This is a genomic window from Salinispora goodfellowii, assembly GCF_059570675.1.
This window is the reverse complement of sequence record NZ_JCANTD010000035.1, coordinates 19,892-38,537: the sequence shown is the minus strand read 5'-3', so window position 1 is coordinate 38,537 and position 18,646 is coordinate 19,892. Positions and strand designations below refer to the sequence as shown.

16 protein-coding genes and 1 pseudogene are annotated in these 18,646 nt (G+C 71.6%); 15 read left to right on the top strand and 2 right to left on the bottom strand.

The features are described 5' to 3' along the window. Positions 1-510: pseudogene (locus T398_RS22995) on the bottom strand (hypothetical protein); the annotation flags it as partial. Here T398_RS22995 and T398_RS22990 point away from each other — a divergent pair. Then, positions 499-1,374, top strand: coding sequence for a Replicase polyprotein 1ab (locus tag T398_RS22990; RefSeq protein WP_496449906.1), 876 nt, complete (start codon positions 499-501; stop codon positions 1,372-1,374). The pseudogene T398_RS22995 and the gene T398_RS22990 overlap by 12 nt on opposite strands. After that, on the top strand, positions 1,371-2,396 hold the full coding sequence (locus T398_RS22985; protein ID WP_496449900.1) for an HAD-IIA family hydrolase: 1,026 nt from the start codon (positions 1,371-1,373) through the stop codon (positions 2,394-2,396). Before T398_RS22990 ends, T398_RS22985 begins: the two co-directional genes overlap by 4 nt. Before the next feature lie 37 nt (positions 2,397-2,433). Here T398_RS22985 and T398_RS22980 read toward each other — a convergent pair whose 3' ends face one another. Further along, complete coding sequence (locus tag T398_RS22980; protein ID WP_496449899.1) at positions 2,434-2,781, bottom strand: SCP2 sterol-binding domain-containing protein; 348 nt, start codon at positions 2,779-2,781, stop codon at positions 2,434-2,436. A 111-nt stretch (positions 2,782-2,892) separates the two neighbouring features. On the opposite strand from T398_RS22980, the gene T398_RS22975 reads away from it, so the two are divergent. The 13 genes from T398_RS22975 (at position 2,893) to T398_RS22915 (ending at position 18,455) form a co-directional block, all read left to right on the top strand. Next, positions 2,893-3,537 carry a phasin family protein gene (locus T398_RS22975; RefSeq protein ID WP_496449897.1) on the top strand — a complete coding sequence of 215 codons (645 nt, stop codon included), beginning with the start codon at positions 2,893-2,895 and terminating at the stop codon, positions 3,535-3,537. Between the two features lie 40 nt (positions 3,538-3,577). Then, complete coding sequence (locus tag T398_RS22970) at positions 3,578-3,835, top strand: hypothetical protein (RefSeq protein WP_496449895.1); 258 nt, start codon at positions 3,578-3,580, stop codon at positions 3,833-3,835. Positions 3,836-3,852: 17 nt separating this feature from the next. Continuing rightward, positions 3,853-4,698, top strand: coding sequence for a TlyA family RNA methyltransferase (locus T398_RS22965; protein ID WP_496449893.1), 846 nt, complete (start codon positions 3,853-3,855; stop codon positions 4,696-4,698). Between the two features lie 64 nt (positions 4,699-4,762). Further along, a complete protein-coding gene (locus T398_RS22960; protein WP_496449905.1) occupies positions 4,763-5,647 on the top strand; it encodes an NAD kinase in 885 nt (294 codons plus the stop codon). Between the two features lie 70 nt (positions 5,648-5,717). Next, positions 5,718-7,475 (top strand): DNA repair protein RecN, encoded by a 1,758-nt coding sequence (gene recN / locus T398_RS22955; RefSeq protein ID WP_496449891.1) that lies wholly within the window; start codon positions 5,718-5,720, stop codon positions 7,473-7,475. 120 nt (positions 7,476-7,595) lie between these two features. Next, on the top strand, positions 7,596-8,774 hold the full coding sequence (gene steA / locus T398_RS22950) for a putative cytokinetic ring protein SteA (protein WP_496449890.1): 1,179 nt from the start codon (positions 7,596-7,598) through the stop codon (positions 8,772-8,774). Positions 8,775-8,805: 31 nt separating this feature from the next. After that, positions 8,806-9,747: a copper transporter gene (locus T398_RS22945; RefSeq protein ID WP_496449888.1), complete on the top strand. Its 942-nt coding sequence runs from the start codon at positions 8,806-8,808 to the stop codon at positions 9,745-9,747. 129 nt (positions 9,748-9,876) lie between these two features. Next, the gene (locus T398_RS22940) at positions 9,877-10,743 is read left to right on the top strand and encodes a hypothetical protein (protein ID WP_496449886.1); all 867 of its coding nucleotides are present in this window, start codon (positions 9,877-9,879) and stop codon (positions 10,741-10,743) included. 1 nt (position 10,744) lies between these two features. Next, on the top strand, positions 10,745-12,448 hold the full coding sequence (gene murJ / locus T398_RS22935; RefSeq protein ID WP_496449885.1) for a murein biosynthesis integral membrane protein MurJ: 1,704 nt from the start codon (positions 10,745-10,747) through the stop codon (positions 12,446-12,448). Beyond that, on the top strand, positions 12,445-13,611 hold the full coding sequence (locus T398_RS22930) for a glycosyltransferase family 4 protein (protein ID WP_496449883.1): 1,167 nt from the start codon (positions 12,445-12,447) through the stop codon (positions 13,609-13,611). The genes murJ and T398_RS22930 overlap by 4 nt, the downstream gene beginning before the upstream one ends. Further along, a complete protein-coding gene (locus tag T398_RS22925) occupies positions 13,611-15,962 on the top strand; it encodes a hypothetical protein (protein ID WP_496449881.1) in 2,352 nt (783 codons plus the stop codon). The genes T398_RS22930 and T398_RS22925 overlap by 1 nt, the downstream gene beginning before the upstream one ends. 148 nt (positions 15,963-16,110) lie before the next feature. Continuing rightward, the gene (pyrG, locus tag T398_RS22920; RefSeq protein WP_496449879.1) at positions 16,111-17,853 is read left to right on the top strand and encodes a CTP synthase; all 1,743 of its coding nucleotides are present in this window, start codon (positions 16,111-16,113) and stop codon (positions 17,851-17,853) included. Then, on the top strand, positions 17,850-18,455 hold the full coding sequence (locus tag T398_RS22915) for an NUDIX domain-containing protein (protein WP_496449878.1): 606 nt from the start codon (positions 17,850-17,852) through the stop codon (positions 18,453-18,455). The genes pyrG and T398_RS22915 overlap by 4 nt, the downstream gene beginning before the upstream one ends. Positions 18,456-18,646 lie beyond the last annotated feature (191 nt).

The window sequence follows — 18,646 nt, the reverse complement described above, 5'->3', positions numbered from 1 at the left end:
GGTGAGCGTCGTGAGGGTGGCTACCGCGGCGGTGACCGGGACGGCTTCCGCGGTGGCGACCGTCGTGAGGGTGGCTACCGGGGCGGTGACCGGGATGGCTACCGCGGCGGTGAGCGTCGTGAGGGTGGCTACCGCGGTGGCGACGGGGATGGCTTCCGTGGTGGCGAGCGTCGTGGTGGTGAGCGCCGTGAAGGTGGCTTCCGCGGCGGTGAGCGTCGTGAGGGTGGCTACCGCGATGGTGAGCGTCGTGGTGGTGAGCGCCGCGAGGGTGGCTACCGCGGCGGCGACCGGGACGGCTACCGCGGTGGTGACCGCCGTGAGGGCGGTTACCGGGGCGGTGACCGGGATGGCTTCCGTGGTGGCGACCGCCGTGCGGAGCGCCGGTCTGAGCCTGATGCCCCGGTAGGACCGGAGCTTCCTGAGGAGATCGTCGCCACCGACCTGGACAAAGACGTTCGTGCCGAACTGCTCGCCTTGGCCAAGCCGACCGCCGAGAAGGTGGCCCGACACCTGGTTGCGGTCGGTCAGCTGATTGACGAGGACCCAGCTGAGGCACTGGCGCATGCCGTTGCAGCCCGGCGGCTCGCCGCCCGTATCGCTGCCGTCCGCGAGGCAGTCGGCCTGGCCGCATACCACGCCGGTGAATGGCAGACGGCGGTCGGCGAACTGCGGACGTACCACCGGATGACCGGCCTGCAGAGTCACCTCGCGGTGCTCGCTGACTGCGAGCGGGCGCTCGGCCGTCCGGAGCGGGCGGTCGATCTGTACCGGGGGGCAGACCGGAAGGAGTTGGACCGCGCGGTCGCTGGGGAACTGCTGATCGTTGCGGCTGGCGCACGGGGCGACCTGGGCCAGAAGGACGCTGCGGTGGCGATGCTCCAGGTGCCGGAACTGACCGGGGAGGCGGCGGAGCCGTGGACGGTACGGCTGCGGTACGCCTACGCGGATGCGCTGCTCGCGGTTGGCCGGCGTGAGGAGGCCCGAGAGTGGTTCTCCCGTGCTGCGGAGGTCGACACTGACGGAGCGACCGACGCGGCTGAGCGCCTGTTGGAGCTCGACGGGGTGCTGATCGAAGGCGACGAGGAGGAGGACGACGTCGAGGACGTCGCCGCTGGCCCGGGTGCCCTCGGCGCGGAATCGGAAGAGCCGGATGCTGTACTCGTTGACGGGGACGCGCCCGACGCTGAGTCGGCCGCGGCCCGGGACGATGCCTCGGACGACGCCTCGGACGACGCCTCGGACGATGCCTCGGACGACGGTGCTGACGACACCCCGGAGGCCAGTACTGGTGACCCGAGCGGTCTCAGCACGCAGCGGTCCGGTGGTGACTCGGAAACCCCGGTGGACGGCGATGAGGCGGGTACCAGGAAGTGACGCGGACCGGCGGAATGCGGCTGGTTGACGGGTACGCCCTGGTCATCTTTGACCTGGACGGGGTGATCTACCTGGTCGACCAGCCGATCCCCGGGGCGATCGAGGCGGTGCGCCAGCTGCATGCCGAAGACCGGGCCGTCGCGTACGCCACGAACAACGCCTCTCGCCGGTCCAGTGAGGTGGCCGACCTGCTCACCGGTATGGGCATCGTCGCCCGCCCGGAGGAGGTGCTGACCTCCGCGGCAGCGACCGCGCAGCTACTCCGCGAGCGGCATCCCGCGGGGACGCGGATCCTGGTTGTGGGGGCGGAGGCGTTGCGTGCCGAGATCCGCGCTGCCGGGCTTACCCCGGTCGCGCGGGCCGAGGACGATCCGGCCGCGGTGGTTCAGGGGTACGGCCCGCAGGTGGGCTGGGCCGACCTGGCTGAGGCAACGGCGGCGATTCGGGGCGGGGCGACCTGGATTGCTACCAACACTGACCGCACGCTGCCCAGCAAGCGGGGTCCACTCCCCGGCAACGGTGCCTTGGTCGCCGCGGTGCGGATCGCGCTCGGTCGGGACCCAGACCTGGTCGTGGGTAAGCCGGCGCCGGAGCTTTTCGTCGCTGCCTCCCGGCGGGCCAGCGGGGGGCGTGCCCTGGTCGTCGGCGACCGCCTGGACACCGACATCGAGGGTGCGGTCCGAGCGGGGCTGGACAGCTTGTTGGTGCTGACCGGGGTTAGCGACGTGGCCGAGTTGCTGGCTACCGGACCAGAGCGTCGACCGACATTTGTGTCAGCGGACCTGGCGGGGCTCTTCGAGCCGGCCGCGGCGGTGCGGGTGCCAGGTCCGGCGGAGGCCGATGGGTGGTCCGCAGTGGTTCGGGACGGCCGGCTGGAGCTGTCCGGTGCGGGACGCCCGCTGGACGCGCTGCCGGCGCTCTGCGCGGCGGCGTGGTCCACCGGAGGGCTGTCATCCCCGGTGCGGGCGGTCTCCTCGGCGGCTGAGCGGGCGCTGGCGACCTTCGACCTGTCGTCCAGCTGAGCAGCTCAGCAGAGGGGCGCGGGGAATAGGGCCGTGTTCAGCTCGCCCCGAGCAGTTTGCGAAGTTTTATCAGGTCGAACGGGCTGGCCTTGACCGATACCCGTCTGGATGCCACCGCGCGGGTGATGTCCAGTTCCCCCCGGACCAGGGCGAGGAGGTCCTCGCTGGTGGTGCTCAGTGCGATCTTGGCCTTCGGGTCGTCACCGTCGGCGAGGTCGGTCAGTTGGCCGTCGGTGAGGCGGCCGTGGAACGCGGCATCCAGGTCGGTTATCCGGCAGGCCAGCGTCCGGTCCAAGCCGACGCGCTCGCGCACCGTCTCGGCGTTTCCGTTCAGCCGGGCGGTGAGGTCCCGTAACGCCTGCCGGCACTCGTCAACGCTAGCCACATCGCCTCCACGACTTGCCACACCCACTCTCCGGCACCGTACCGCACGGGTGGCCTGGCCACGCCGGTAGCGTGAGGACCGCACATTCCCCTCTCGTGGAAGGACTCAGGCATGCAGGACGCGTGGCGTTCCTACCTTGCGTTGGCCACGGGCCTGACGGAGGCGCCTCGGCGGAAGGCCCAGGAGACGGCGCGGCGGCTGGTCGGCGCTGGCGGCGCTACCGCGGTCCAGCTTCAGGCGTTTGCCGAGGAACTGGTCTCCACCAGTGCGGCCAACCGGGAAGCACTGGCCAAGCTGGTCCGGTTCGAGGTCGAACGGGCGCTCGGCGCTGTCGGCCTCGCCACCGCCGACGAGGTGACCGAGCTGACCCGGCGGGTACGCGAGTTGGAGCGGCAGCTTCGGGAGGCACCAACCGGATCGGCGACGACGCGTGCCGGCAGCGACACTGTGGCGGACGTGGACGCAGTTCATCCGACGGACGTGGACGCGGATCATCCGACGGACGTGGACGCGGATCATCCGACGGACGTGGACGCAGATCATCCGATCGCGCCGGGTGGTGCTGCGGAACCGGCGGTGTCGCCGCAGACTGTTCCGCCTACCGCGGCAGCGGACCCTTCGTCCGAAACCACCGTGACCGCAGCCAGCCCGGCGAAGAAAACAGCCGCGAAGCAGACGCTTGGAAAGCAGACGCTTGGGAAGCCGACGGTCGCGAAGAAGGCGCCGGGTAGGCAGCAGCCGGGCGGCCCGGAGTGAGCACCGTCCACCGCTGCTCGGGCTCCGCTGGAGGGCGGCCGTGACCGCCCTGCCCCGTCCCGGTCCGGCACCGGGCGCTCCGCCAGGCACCGGACCGGGGGCACCGCGACCAGCGCCCCCGGCTGGGTTCGCCGCCGAGAAGGCCGGTGGCGAGACGGCGGCGCCGAACCCGGCGGTTGACGCCGCCGTGCGGGCGATGGTCAACGCCGCCGGACTACCCCTGGCGGACCAGATCGCGCAGTACGAGGCGGCGTACGAAACACTGCGGGAAACCCTCGCCAGCATTGACCAGTCCTAAGAGCCGGAGAAACAGGTATGGCACGTCGTACCCGGTTGGATGCGGAACTCGTCCGCCGCGGCCTGGCCCGCTCGCGCGAGCAGGCCGCCGCCTTGGTGGAGGCTGGCCGCGTTCAGCTTCGCGGGGTCCCCGCCCGAAAGGTTGCCGCGCTGGTTGACCCCGCCGATCCGTTGCTGGTCACCGGGGCGGATCCGGCTTCGGAGTACGTCTCGCGGGGCGGGCACAAGCTGGCTGGGGCCCTGGCCTCCTTCGGTCCGAGTGGGCTGACCGCCACCGGGCGGCGCTGCCTCGACGCCGGTGCCTCCACGGGCGGGTTCACCGACGTGCTGCTGCGCGCCGGCGCGGCCGAGGTGGTGGCGGTTGATGTCGGGTACGGGCAGCTTGCCTGGCCACTGCGCAACGACGAGCGGGTACGCGTCTTCGAGCGGACCAACGTGCGCACCCTCACGCCAGCGGCCATCGACGGTCCGGTCGACCTTACCGTCGCAGACCTGTCGTTCATCTCCCTGCGGCTGGTGTTGCCGGCCCTGGCAGCCTGTACCCGACCGGACGGCGATCTGGCGTTGATGGTGAAGCCGCAGTTCGAGGTGGGGCGCGATCGGGTCGGGGCCGGGGGTGTGGTGCGCGATCCAGCGTTGCGGGCCGAGGCGGTGCTGGCGGTGGCGGTTGCGGCGGACCAGCTCGGGTTGGGTCTCGCTGATGTCTGTGCCAGCCCGTTGCCGGGGCCCAGCGGGAACGTCGAGTTCTTCGTATGGTTACGCCGGGACGCCCCGCCGGCTGATCCGGAGCGGGTGCGGGCGGTGGTGACGGTCGGGGCCACCGGCGGTCGGTCCGGCGTGGCGACGGAGGAGGTAGCGGGGTGAGCGGTTGGGTGGGCCGGGTGGCGTGCGGGGCCGACAACGGGCCGCGGACGGTACGGCGGGCGTGGTGAACCGGACCGCGCTGCTGGTGACGCACACCGGGCGGCGACGCAGCACCGAACACGCACGGGCGGTGGCCGGGGATCTGATCGCGGCCGGCTTCGTTATTCGCGTTCTCGCCGAGGAGGCCGAGGATCTCGACCTCCCCGGGGCGGTGCCGGTGACTGGTCCGGAGGCCGCGGAGGGTGCTGAGATCGTCTTCGCGTTGGGTGGGGACGGTACGTTTCTGCGGGCCGCCGAGCTGGCCCGGCCGGCGAAGGTGCCACTACTCGGGATCAACCTCGGTAAGGTCGGCTTCCTCGCTGAGGCTGAGATCGACCACCTGGACTCGGTGGTCCGGGATGTGGTGCGTCGTAACTACACGGTGGACGAACGGCTCACCCTGGATGTTACTGCCGAGTTCGACGATGGACCGACGATCGAGTCCTGGGCGTTGAACGAGATCAGCGTTGAGAAGGGGGAGCGGGCCCAGATGCTCGAGCTCCTCGTGGACGTTGACGGGCGGCCGCTGTCCCGCTACGGCTGTGATGGAGTCGTCTGCGCCACTCCCACCGGCTCCACGGCCTACGCGTTCTCCGGCGGTGGCCCGGTCGTGTGGCCCGAGGTGGAGGCCCTGTTGTTGGTGCCGATCAGCGCGCACGCGCTCTTCAGCCGGCCGCTGGTCACCGCGCCCACGTCCACCCTCGTCATCACCGTGGACCCCTTCACCAGCCTCGCGGTGCTCTGTTGTGACGGACGGCGGGTGTACGACCTTCCGCCGGGAGCCCGGGTGACGGTGCGGCGCGGGGCCCTGCCGGTGCGGATCGTGCAGCTGACGGCCCGGCCGTTCACCGACCGGCTGGTGGCCAAGTTTGATCTGCCGGTGCAGGGCTGGCGGGGCGGCCGACACTGAGCTTGCCACCGCCGGTGCCCGCGGCTGTCGACTGGTCAAGCGTCGGGCACCGCGTCTACTGTCGGATGCTGTGCTGGAAGAGCTACGCATCACCGGACTGGGTGTCATCGAGGACACGACGCTGCCGTTGACCGGCGGAATGAACGTGATCACTGGTGAGACCGGTGCGGGTAAGACCATGGTGGTGACCGGTCTCGGTCTGCTCTTTGGCGGGCGTGCCGACACCGGGCGGGTGCGGGCCGAGCCCGGCCGCGCGGTGGTCGAGGGTCGACTGCGGCTGGCCGGAAGGGCAGCCGAGACCGTATCTGCCCGGATCATCGACGCGGGCGGTGACCCGGACGAGGACGGCTCGGTGTTGCTCAGCCGCACTGTCACCACAGAAGGCCGTTCTCGGGCCCATCTCGGCGGCCGGGGCATGCCGGTGTCGATGCTCGCCGAGGTGGGTGAGCAGGCGCTCGCGGTGCACGGTCAGTCTGACCAACTGCGGTTGTTGCGCCCGGCCGAGCAGCGCGCCGCGCTCGATCGGTTCGCCGGTCCGGAGCACGAGAAGCTGCTCGACGCGCTACGCGAGGTGTATACCCGGTGGCGGTCGGTGGTGGACGACCTGGCCAGCCGGCGTCGAAACGCGCGGGAGCGGAATCGGGAAGCCGACCTGCTGCGCCTCGGTCTCGACGAGATCACCCGGGTTGATCCGCAGCCGGGCGAGGATGACGAGCTCAAGACGGAGGCGCAGCGGCTGGAGCACGCCGAGGGGCTGCGGACGGCGGCGCGGCTGGCCCAGCAGTGCGTGTCTGGGGGAATGGAGGCCGCCGAGGACACCCCGGATGTCACGACGCTACTCGGCGCCGCCCGCCGCACCCTGGACGGGCAGTCCGGCACCGACCCCGCCTTGGGGGAACTGGCGACTCGCTTGGAGGAGGCGGCGACCCTGATCGCGGATGTCTCCGCGGAGTTGTCGACGTACCTGGCGGGGCTCGACGCTGATCCGGCGCGGCTGCAGGCGGTCTACGAGCGGCGGGTCGCGTTGCGGGCGCTGACCCGCAAGTACGCCGACGACACCGACGGGGTGATCGCCTGGGCGGAGCGGGCGCGGGCCCAACTGTCCGATCTAGATTCCTCGGACGAACTGCTTGATGAGTTGGACCGGGAGGTGTCCCGGCTGGCCGGCGAGGTGGCCGAGTTGGCGGGTCGGGTGTCGGTGGCGCGGCAGGAGGTGGCGGCCCGGTTTGCGACGCAGGTCACCACGGAACTGGCGGGGTTGGCCATGCCGCACTCTCGGGTCGAGGTGGGGGTGCTGCCCCGCCCGGTGGGGAAGTCCGAACCCGGCCTTTCGGTCAATGGTGTCGAGGTCGGGATCGGGCCAGACGGCGGCGATGAGGTGGAGCTGCGCCTGTTGGCCCATCCGGGTGCGCCAGCCCTGCCGCTGCAGCGGGGTGCCTCCGGTGGTGAGCTGTCCCGGGTGATGCTCGCCATCGAGGTGGTCTTCGCCGGCTCGGGCGGTCCGCCCACGCTGGTCTTCGACGAGGTTGACGCCGGGGTTGGTGGCCAGGCCGCGGTGGAGATCGGCCGTCGGCTGGCCCGGCTGGCTCGCAGCCACCAGGTGCTCGTCGTCACCCACCTGCCCCAGGTCGCTGCGTTCGCCGACCGGCACCTGGTGGTGGCGAAGGACACCGGTGGTGCGGTGACGACCAGTGGGGTGCGGGTGGTCGAGGACATGGAACGGGCGCGGGAACTCGCCCGTATGCTTGCGGGGTTGCCGGATTCGGATCTGGGCATCGCGCACGCTGAGGAGTTGCTGGCGGTTGCCGCGCGGGAGCGGCGGGCGTAGCCGCGGGCCGGGCGTACCGCCGGCACACCGCCCCCACGCAGTAGTGTGCTTGTCTGGACTGGCGGCCCGGGCAGGCATGTCGCGTGAAGGTCGCCCGCTTCACATGCCAGGATGGTCACGATGCGTCTACCCATGTTGCGTTGGACCCGAGCCGCTGAGCCGGGCCGGGCCAGCGGCATTGCCCGCCTGGACCGCCGGACCAAACGTCTGGTTGGCCGGCTTCGTCCCGGTGACATTGCGGTGATCGATCACGTCGACCTGGACCGGGTCGCCGCCGATTCACTGGTCGCGGTTGGTGTCGGCGCTGTCCTCAACGCCAAGCCGTCGGTCTCGGGCCGCTATCCCAATCTCGGCCCGGAAGTGCTGATCGAGGCCGGTATTCCGCTCCTGGACGACCTGGGCGAGGGCGTCTTCGAACGGATCCAGGAGGGCGACACCGTCCGGATCGATGGCAATACGGTCTATCTGGGCGAAGAGCCGGTAGCCCACGGTGATCTGCAGGATGCGGAGACCATCGGGAAGGCGATGGCCGATGCTCGGGAAGGGCTTTCGGTCCAGCTGGAGGCGTTTGCCGCGAACACCATGGTCTACCTGAAGCAGGAGCGGGACCTGCTGCTGTACGGGGTGGGCGTTCCGGACATCCGCACCGAAATTCAGGGCCGACACTGCCTGATCGTGGTGCGCGGCTACGACTACAAGGCCGACCTGGATGTGCTGCGCCCGTACATCCGGGAGTTCAAGCCGGTGCTCATTGGCGTGGACGGCGGGGCGGACGCCCTGGTCGAGGCCGGCTACCCACCCGATTTGATCATTGGTGACATGGATTCGGTGACCGATGATGTGCTGCGGTGCGGCGCTGAGGTCGTGGTGCACGCCTACCCGGACGGGCGGGCGCCCGGGCTGGCCCGGGTCAATGGTCTCGGCGTCCCGGCGGTCACCTTTCCCGCCGCCGCCACCAGCGAGGACCTGGCGATGCTGCTCGCCGACGAGAAGGGCGCCTCGCTCCTGGTGGCGGTCGGCACGCACGCCACGCTCGTCGAGTTCCTGGACAAGGGGCGGGGTGGGATGGCGTCGACCTTCCTCACCCGGCTGAAGGTCGGCGGCAAGCTGGTTGACGCCAAAGGCGTGAGCCGGCTCTACCGGCAGGGCATCTCCGGGTCCTCGTTGCTGCTGCTGGTGCTGTCCGCGATTGCCGCGATGGCCTCGGCCGTGGCGGTCTCCACCGTCGGTAAGGCGTACCTGGGTGTGGTCTCCGAGTGGTGGAACAATTTTGTGTTCCAGCTGGAACGGCTCTTCTGACGCCGGTCCACCCGACAAAGAGGCTGCAGGTGTGATCAACTTCCGGTACCACGTGGTGTCCCTGACCGCGGTTTTCCTGGCGCTGGCGATCGGCCTGGTGGTTGGTACCACCGCGCTCAACGGGCCGGTGGCGGACGCCCTCAATGACAACGTCAACGAGCTGCGGAAAGACAACCAGGTGCGGCGTCAGGCGGTCAACAACCTTGAGGAGGAGTTGACCCGTGAGGATGACTTCGCCGCCGAGTTGGCCGGGGTGGTCCTGCCGGGCCGGCTCACCGGCAAGCGGGTGTTGGTGCTCAGCCTGCCGACGGGGCGTAAACACACCGACGGTGTGGTCAAGATGCTTCAGCTCGGCAACGCCGACGTGGTCGGCCGAGTTGACCTGCAGGACAAGTTCATCAACCCGGACAACAACAACGACCTGCTGGAGCTGGCCGTCACCGCGGCCCGTCCCACCAACGCGCCGACCACCAACCTGCCCGGCAATGGGCACGGCGTGGAGACCTCCAGCGCGTTGCTGGCCACGGTGCTGTTGGACGGGGCGCCGGAGGCGACGCCGATCAGTGAGGCCGACCGGCGGGCCGTGCTGGCCGCGTACGCCAACGCCAACTATCTCACCACCTCCGAGCGGCTCACCCAGTCGGCAGAGGCGGTCGTGGTTGTCAGTGGCCTGCCGTACACGGACAAGGAATCCTCGAAAAAGGACGAGTCGGTGGTCAAGGTCACTGAGCAGTTTGATCGGACCGGCGCGACTGTGGTCGGCGGCAACGGCTCGGAAGACGGGAACCTGGTGGCCTTCGTTCGGGGCGACGCGGTGCTGGCCGGGGAGATCTCCACGGTCGACAACGCCAACACGACCCAGGGGCAGCTGGTCACCGCGCTCGCCCTGGTACAGCAGGTCAACGAGGACAAGGCCGGTCACTATGGTGTCGGCGACAACGCGGCGTCGCTGGTTCCTAGACGGCCCCAATGATCGTGACGATCAACATCAGGTCCTGGCCAGCCAACCGGAAGGAGTCGGCGTGAGTGAGCGTGCCGAGCAGCCCGCCGCGGGCAACAGCCAAGCGGATCAGTTGATCATTGTGGCGCGCGAGGTGACGGCGTGAGGTGGTTGGGTCGTCTCGTCGTCGCCGGCGTCGGCGCCGGCGTCGCCCGTTACGCGTTGCGTGCGACACGGACCTCACCGGCGGGTCCAGCGTTGGAGCGGACGAACTTTCGGGGCCGGCCGGTGACCCTGGCGGCCGGCCCGGCGCTCGCTACCGGTGCCGCGGTCGCCGGTGCCGCCGGCGCACCGGGTCCCGCTGCCGGCGGAGCTGCCCTGGTCGCCGGCCTCGGCGCCGGGGCGGTGGGGCTCTACGACGACGTGGTCGGCGCCCGGCCGGAGCAGAAGGCCGCCAAAGGCTTCGCCGGGCACCTAGCTGGGCTGCGCGAAGGGCGGATCACCGCCGGCCTAGTCAAGATCGTCGGCGTGGGTGCGGCGGGGCTCGCCGCCGCCGCGCTGCTCGCCGGTGACCCGGATGTCGCCCGGCACCCGCGCCGGCAGCGGCAGGGCGCGGTCGGCCGGGGCATGGACGTCCTCCTCGGTGCGGGCGTGATCGCCGGCACCGCCAACCTCGTCAACCTGCTCGACCTGCGGCCCGGCCGGGCGGTGAAGTCCGGGCTGCTGCTCGGCGCACCGTTGGTCGCCAGTGGGCACGGCGGGATCGTCGCCGGTGCGGCTGGCGCCGCCGCCGGGCTGCTCCCCGCTGACCTCGCCGAGGAGGTGATGCTCGGCGACAGCGGCGCCAACGCGCTCGGTGCGCTGCTCGGCGTCACGCTCGCGGCGCGCACCGGACCGGCCGGCCGGGCCGGTCTGCTCGCCGTCCTCGCCGGGCTCACCGCCGCCAGCGAGCGGATCAGCTTCACCCAGGTCATCCAGCAGACCCCGGGGCTGCGCGAGCTGGACGCGCTGGGCCGCCGCGCCGACTGACGTGACGAAACCGGCCCCATCCGCCGCCGCCGGCCGAGTAGCCGGGGCCGCCGCGCTGATCGCCGTACTCACCGTGGTCAGTCGGCTCGCCGGCTTTGGTCGTACCGCCGTGTTCACCTGGACGCTCGCGCCCACCGATCTTGGTGGCACGTATGTGGTGGCGAACGCCGCTCCGAACGTGATCTTCGAGATGGTCGCCGGCGGTGCCCTCGCCAGCCTGGTGGTGCCGCTGCTGGCCGCTCCGGTGGCGGCGGCGGACCGGGAGACGGTTGCCCGGACCACCGGGGCGCTGCTGACCTGGGTTCTTACCCTGCTGGTGCCACTCGCGTTGGCGGTGGCACTGCTGGCCGGCCCGATCGTGGAGCTGCTGGGCGGCGGACTGGACCCCGCCCAGCAGGCCAGCGGCGAGCGGATGCTGCGGGTGTTCGCCCCGCAACTGCCGCTGTACGGGGTCGGCATCGTGCTCACCGGGGTGCTCCAGGCGCACCGCCGGTTCGCCTGGCCGGTGATCGCCCCACTGCTGTCCAGCCTCACCGTCATCGCGGTCTACCTGGGCTTCACCCTCACCGAGGGGCGGTTGGCCAGTGTGGCGGGCGTTAGCCGCGGCGGTGAACTGCTGCTGTCGTTGGGAACAACCGCCGGAGTGGCGGTGCTTTCCCTGTCGCTGCTGATCCCGTTCCGCCGGCTGGGATACGCGCCGGTGCTCGGCTTCAGCTTCCCCGCCGACGCCCGTACCCGGGTCGGTGGACTCGCGGTGGCCGGCGCGGTGACGGTGACCGCGCAGCAGGTGGCGCTCGTGGTGAGCCTGAACCAGGTCTCCTACGGTGCGGTCAGCAACCTCGGCGCGTTCCAGCTCGCCCAGACGGTCTACCTGCTGCCGTGGGCGGTGCTGGCGGTGCCATTGGCGGTAGCCGCCTATCCGAGCCTGGCCGCCGCCGGGTCCGTCGGGGACGAGACGGCGTACCGGGCAACGCTGGCCCCCGCCGCCCGGGGAGTGCTGCTGCTGAGCTGCCTCGGTGCGGCCGTCCTGGTCGGTACGGCCGTGCCAGTGGGGCACTTCTTCTTCGCCGGCGGCGCGGCGGCGACCGCCGCTGCCGGGATCGCCGGTTTCGCGCCCGGCTTGATTGGCTACGGGCTCTTCGCCGTGCTGAGCCGTGCCCTCTACGCGCGGGGACAGGCGCGGGCGGCCACCGGCGCGATCGCCGTCGGTTTTCTCGTGGTGCCCGCCGCGGCGTTGCTGCTCAGCGCCGCGCTGCCGCTGCGGGACCGGGTTCCGGCGGTCACCCTGGCGAATTCGGTGGGGATGATGGTGCTCGGTACCCTGCTGGTGCTCGCCGTCCGACGGACCGCCGGCGCCACCGCGCTCGCCGGAATCCGTCGCGCCGGGACCGCCGGCCTGGTCGGCGGAGGGCTCGCGGCGTTGGTGGGTTGGGCGGTGGCGCGGTCACTGCTGGCGACCATCGACGGCACCCCGAGTGCGCCGGTGGCCCTCGTACAGGGCATGCTGTCCGGTGTCGTGGTCAGTGTCGTGTTCCTCGCGGTGGTCTGGACACTGGACCGGCCGGACGTACGACCACTGCTCGCCGGAGCGCTGCGAAAGCTCGGGCTGACCCGCGGGAGGCGGTCGGCCACCCCGGCTGGCGGGCAGCGGAAGGATGACGTTCCCCCGGAGCGGGGCGACGGGAAGGAGACGGTGTCCCGGTGACGGAACCGACCCCGCGGGCCGGCCGGGGCGCCACGGTCGCCCTGCTGCTCGCCTCCAGCACCGGCGGTGTGGGACAACACGTCCGGTCGTTGACCACCGGGCTGATCGGCGCGGGCGTCGCGGTGCTGGTCTGCGGCCCGGCCGCGACCGAAGAGCAGTTCGATTTCACCGGTGCCGGCGCCCGTTTCCGGGCGGTGGAGATTCCCGCCAGCCCGACCCCCGCCGACCTGCGGGCGGTGACCGCGTTTCGCCGGGCCCTAGCCGCCGAACCGGTCGCTGTGGTGCATGCGCACGGGCTGCGCGCCGGACTGGTCGCCGTCGTCGCCCGGCCAGCTGCCCCACTGGTGGTGACCTGGCACAATGCCGTCCTCAGCGGCGGCCTGCGCGGCAGCGTGTCCCGCCTGGTCGAGCGGGTTGTTGCCCGTGGCGCTCAGGTGACCCTCGGTGCTTCCGCCGACCTGGTCGCACGCGCCACCGCCCTGGGTGCGCCGGACGCCCGGTTCGCCCCGGTCGCCGCGCCGCCCCTGCCCGAGCCGCACCGCCGCCGCGACGCGGTCCGCGCCGAGTTCGGCGTCGGCAACGACCAGCCGCTGATCCTCTCGGTTGGCCGACTGCATCCCCAGAAGCGGTACGACGTCCTGGTTGACGCCGCTGCCCGGTGGCGGGCCCGCGACCCGGTGCCGGCGGTGGTGATCGCCGGTAGCGGACCCGCGTACCTGCAACTGGCCGCCCGGATCTCTGCTGCTCGCGCACCGGTGACCCTGCTCGGGCACCGTACTGATGTGGCCGACCTGCTGGCCGGCGCCGACATCGCCGTGGTCACCAGCGACTGGGAGGCCCGGCAGCTGTTCGCGCAGGAGGCGATGCGGGTCGGTGTGCCGCTGGTGGCGACCGCGGTCGGCGGTTTGCCGGAGCTGGTCGACGACGCGGCCATTCTGGTGCCGCCGGGTGATGTCGAGGCGGTTGACACCGCCGTCGGTGGCCTGCTGGTTGATCCGGCCCGCCGGGCCGAACTGGGTCAGCGGGCCCGCCGGCAGGCGGATACCTGGCCGACCGAGGCGGAGACCTGCGCCCAACTCGTCGCCCTCTATGCCGAACTGTCCCCGGGCATGGCCGGGCCCACCAGCCCGGACGCTGACGCATCCTCGACAGGACAGCCGTGATGCTGCGCCGACTCACCCCCGCCCTGCTGACGCTACTCGTCGTGGCGCTCGGTGTCGCCGCGCTGGCCGCCCGGCCGGCGTCCCGTACCCCGGAGCGGACCGCCGATTTCGTGGTCCTGGCCGGGGTTGCCGGGCTGCGCTGGGAAGACGTGGACGCGGAGACGACACCAACGCTGTGGCGGTTGGCGCAGGAGGGCTCGATCGGGTCGTTGGCGGCGCGCTCCGCCCAGCAGCCCACCTGCCCGGTGGACGGCTGGCTCACCCTTGGGGCGGGCAGCTTCGCCGCCTGGCCCGGCGAGCGGCCGGAGGGAGCCTGCCCGCCCACCGACGTCGTCGTGGAGCGGCCGGACGGAATCGGTGCGAACCTGCCAGATCAGGAGGGTGCCGTCCTACCGAACCAGGAACGGCTCCCCTGGGGGGCCGTGCCTGGCTCGCTGTCGGAGTCGGTGCGTTGTTCGGTTGCGGTGGGCCCGGGTGCGGCGGTGGCCGCCGCCCGGCCGTTTGGCCGGGTGGACCGGTACGCGCCGGAACTGCCGGGGGACCCGACCGACCTCCTGCGCTCGTGCGTGCTCAGCATCGTCGATCTTGGTGCGGTCGCTGGTACGGATCCGGCGGACCGGGCCGCTGCCGCCCGCGCGGCCGACGCGCGGCTGGCCCGGGTGCTGGCTGCCCGCCCGCCCCGCTCCCTGGTCATCGTCGCCGGTGTGGCGGACACCGAGGAGCCGTCCCGACTGCACGTCGCGGTCGCCGATGGTGACGGCTGGGAACGCGGCTGGCTGACCTCCCCGACCACCGACCGTCCGGGCTACCTGCAACTGGTTGACCTCGCACCGACCGCGCTGACCGCCCTGGGCCGGCCACTGCCCGAGCGTTCGTTTCTGGGGCGGCCCGCCGAATCCGTCGGTGGCCGGCCCGCCGACCTCGCCACCGCGATCGCCGGCCCGGTGGACGCCGATCGGGAGGCCACAGCCCAGCGCCGGGTCGCCGGCTGGTTCTTCGGGTTACTCGCCGCCGTGCAGGTGCTCCTCGGGGTGGCCGTGCTACCGCTGCTGCGCCGGGCTCGACGGCACGCCGGCCCGTACGGCCCGCAGCCGGTGTCCCGGCGGATCGTCGCGGTGATGGAGTTGCTGCTCGTCGCGGCTGCGCTTGCCCTGCCGGCCGCACTCCTGGCAGACCTGGTCCCGTGGTGGCGGGGTGGGCACCCCGGGTGGTACTTCGCCGGGGCCACCCTCGCGTCGATCGTCGCCGCGACGGCGCTCGTCCGGTTCCTGCCCAGCTATGGGAGCACCCTCGGGCCGCTGGGAGCGGTGGCGTTTCTGGCTACGCTGACGGTCGGCGCCGACGTGTTGACCGGCGCTCACCTGCAGCTCAACGGCGTCGTGGGCTACTCCGCGGTGGATGGGGGCCGCTTCGTCGGCCTGGGCACGGTGGGACTTGGGGTGCTGCTGGCCGGGGTGCTGCTCCTGGCCGGCTGGCTCGCCCAGCGAGTTCGTCGCTCCCGGCGACCGGTGGTGATCGTGGTCGTCGGTGGGGTCGCCGTCGTGCTGGTCGGCAGCCCCTACCTCGGTGCCGACTCCACCGGGGCGGTCGCGTTGACCGCCGGGGTGAGCCTCGCCGCGGCGATCAGCGCCAGTGGTTGGTTGACGCTTACCCGCCTGGCCTGGGCAACGATGGCCGGGCTGGCGGTGACGGTGGGTTTCGCCCTGGTCGACCTCGGCCGTCCGATCGGCGAGCGAGGCGATCTGGGCCGGTTCCTGGCCGCGGTTGGCGACGGGACCGGGGGCCTGAGCGTGCACCGGGTCAGCTCCGCCAACCTGAGGACGTTCTTTGACAGCCCGTTGACGGTGCTGACCCTGGCCGGTGTGCTCCTGGTGTGGTTCGCCCTGCTGCAGCCGTGGGGTGGCCTGCGGCGGCTGTTCGGCATCTACCCGGCGGTTCGGGGAGCGATGACCGGCACCGCGGTCGCGGCGGTGCTCGGCGGACTGCTGGGCGGGGTGGCGCTGGACGTCGCCGGGGCGGCGGTCGCGGTGCTGGTGCCGATGGCGGCCCTCGCCGCGCTGCGGGTCCTGGACCACTCCACCGACCGGACCAGTCCGACGTCCGGCGGGGACGCCGGCCCCGCGGGTTCGATCGGCACCGGCGGTGGGCCAGATCGAGGTCAGCGCTCGGATGACACCGGTGCCGCAGGTGACCCGGCTGGCTCGCCACCGGCTGGCGTCGGTCCGGCCGAGCACCCGGGACCGGCTGCGGACGGCGACGCCGGTTCGGCGGCGGTGGACCGGCGGGAGGCCGGCCCGACCGCCGGTAAGATCCCGACGGCTCGGGCATCAGCCGAGGTCACGTCGGCCTGATCCGGTAGCGGTAGGTGATGCCATCAGCGGGTGCGCCGGGCGGCGGGACCAGGTGGGGTGTTAGCGTGGAATCCCGTGGATCGCGTGATCACTCTGCTGATCGGCACGGCGGTCTGCACGACCGCGACAGACGACACGGGAGCAGGCCTTGGCCCCTTCAGTACAGACGACCAGGCACATTTTCGTCACCGGGGGCGTAGCCTCCTCGTTGGGAAAGGGCCTGACCGCCTCCAGCCTCGGCAGCCTGCTCACCGCGCGTGGCATGCGTGTGGTGATGCAGAAGCTCGACCCCTACCTCAACGTGGATCCGGGGACGATGAATCCGTTCCAGCACGGTGAGGTCTTCATCACCGAGGACGGCGCCGAGACCGATCTCGATGTCGGGCACTACGAGCGGTTCCTCGACCGGGACCTGTCCGGGAAGGCCAACGTCACCACCGGGCAGATCTACTCGGACGTGATCGCCAAGGAGCGGCGCGGTGAGTACCTGGGGGACACCGTCCAGGTCATCCCGCACATCACCAACGAGATCAAGTCGCGGGTGCTCGGCATGGCCGAACCGGACGGCGAGGGCCAGGTGCCGGACGTCGTCATCACCGAGGTCGGCGGGACCGTCGGCGACATCGAGTCGCTGCCGTTCCTGGAGGCCATCCGGCAGATTCGTCACGATCTGGGCCGGGACAACTGCTTCTACCTGCACGTCTCGCTGGTGCCCTACCTGGCGCCGTCGGGCGAGCTGAAGACCAAGCCCACCCAGCACTCGGTCGCGCAGCTGCGCAGCATCGGCATCCAGCCGGACGCACTGGTACTGCGCTGCGACCGGGAAATCCCGGACAAGGTCAAGCAGAAGCTCGCCCTCTACTGCGACGTTGACCTGGAGGCGGTCACCGCCGCCGCGGACGCACCCAGCATCTACGACATCCCGAAGGTGCTGCACCGGGAGGGCCTCGACGCGTACGTGGTGCGTCGGCTCGGCCTCTCCTTCCGGGACGTGGCCTGGGCGCGCTGGGACGACCTGCTGGAGCGGGTGCACCAGCCCCGGCACACGATCACCGTCGCGCTCGTGGGCAAGTACGTTGACCTGCCCGACGCGTACCTGTCGGTGAGTGAGGCGATCCGTGCCGCCGGCTTCGGGCACCGGGCCCGGGTCCGGCTGAAGTGGGTGCCCAGCGACGAATGTGTCACCTCGGCCGGTGCCGCGGCCGCCCTGGCCGGTGTTGACGGTGTCGTCATCCCGGGCGGGTTCGGCGTCCGCGGTATCGAGGGCAAGGTCGGCGCCGTCCGGCACGCCCGGGAGAACGGCGTTCCGCTGCTCGGCCTCTGCCTCGGCCTCCAGTGCATGACCATTGAGGTGGCCCGCCACCTCGCCGGGCTGGACGGTGCGAACTCGCTGGAGTTCGACGGGGAGGCCATGCATCCGGTCATCGCCACCATGGCCGACCAGGAGGACATCGTCGCGGGCCGGGGCGACCTCGGCGGCACCATGCGGCTCGGGGCCTGGCCAGCGGTGCTCACCGAGGGGTCAATCGTCGCCGAGGCGTACGGCAGCACCGAGGTCAGCGAGCGGCACCGGCACCGGTACGAGGTGAACAACGCCTACCGTGACCTGCTCACCAAGGCGGGCCTGCACATCTCGGGGACCTCGCCGGACGGCCGGCTGGTCGAGTTCGTCGAACTGGACCGCGACCTGCACCCGTTCTTCGTGGCCACCCAGGCGCACCCGGAGCTGAAGAGCCGGCCGACCCGCCCGCACCCGCTGTTCGCGTCCTTCGTGGCGGCGGCGCTCGCGTACTCGCAGGCTGATCAGCTCCCGGTCGACCTGGACGGTACGGCGACGACGGCAGCCAGCAACGGCGGGACCTCCACGGTGCCGGCGGCTTCGACTTCGTGAGCACGGCAGGGCACCGTTACCAGGTGCGTTCGCGCGTCGAGCGGTACCGGGGTCGGATCTTCGATGTGGTCACCGACGAGGTAACCATGCCCGGTGGCGGCACCGCCCTGCGGGACTGTGCCCGACACCCCGGCGCGGTATCGGTGGTGGCCCTGGACGAGGCCGGTCGGGTGGTGCTGATCCGGCAGTATCGGCACCCGGTCGGCCGGCACCTGTGGGAGCTGCCGGCCGGCCTGCTGGATATCGCGGGCGAGGACCCGGCCGCTGCCGCCGGCCGGGAACTGGCCGAGGAGGCTGACCTGAACGCCGGTCGGCTCGATGTCCTGGTCGATGTGCACAGCTCACCCGGGTTCACCAATGAACTGGTCCGGGTGTTCCTGGCCCGCGACCTCACCGAGGTGCCGGTCGGCCGGCGACACGGCCGGTCCGAGGAAGAAGCCGATCTTCAGATCGTCCGGGTCGCCCTGGACGAGGCGGTGGAGATGGTTCTGGCTGGGGGGATCACCAACGCCGCGACGGTGGCCGGGCTACTCGCCGCCGCTCGCACCCGGGACGAGGGCTGGACGGCGCTGCGCCCGGCCGGGACACCACTGCCGCGCTGAGTCCGTGGTGACGGGGACCGCTAACGGTCCCCGTCACGGTCATGAGGCGGCACGATAGTGATCCACTGGCGGACTCCGTCGGCCCGGCTCGGTGGCAGTGAAGCGCACTACCGCCGAGCGCCGGCCGCACCGCCTGACACATCGTCAGTGGGAGCACCGACGAGATGTCACAGTGTTGGCTCCCCGACGGT

Bases quoted from the DNA above. Each gene is read 5' to 3' on its own strand.
- T398_RS22975 (WP_496449897.1), top strand. From the start codon at position 2,893: ATGCAGGACGCGTGGCGTTCCTACCTTGCGTTGGCCACGGGCCTGACG.
- T398_RS22965 (WP_496449893.1), top strand. From the start codon at position 3,853: ATGGCACGTCGTACCCGGTTGGATGCGGAACTCGTCCGCCGCGGCCTG.
- T398_RS22925 (WP_496449881.1), top strand. From the start codon at position 13,611: ATGCTGCGCCGACTCACCCCCGCCCTGCTGACGCTACTCGTCGTGGCG.
- steA (WP_496449890.1), top strand. From the start codon at position 7,596: ATGCGTCTACCCATGTTGCGTTGGACCCGAGCCGCTGAGCCGGGCCGG.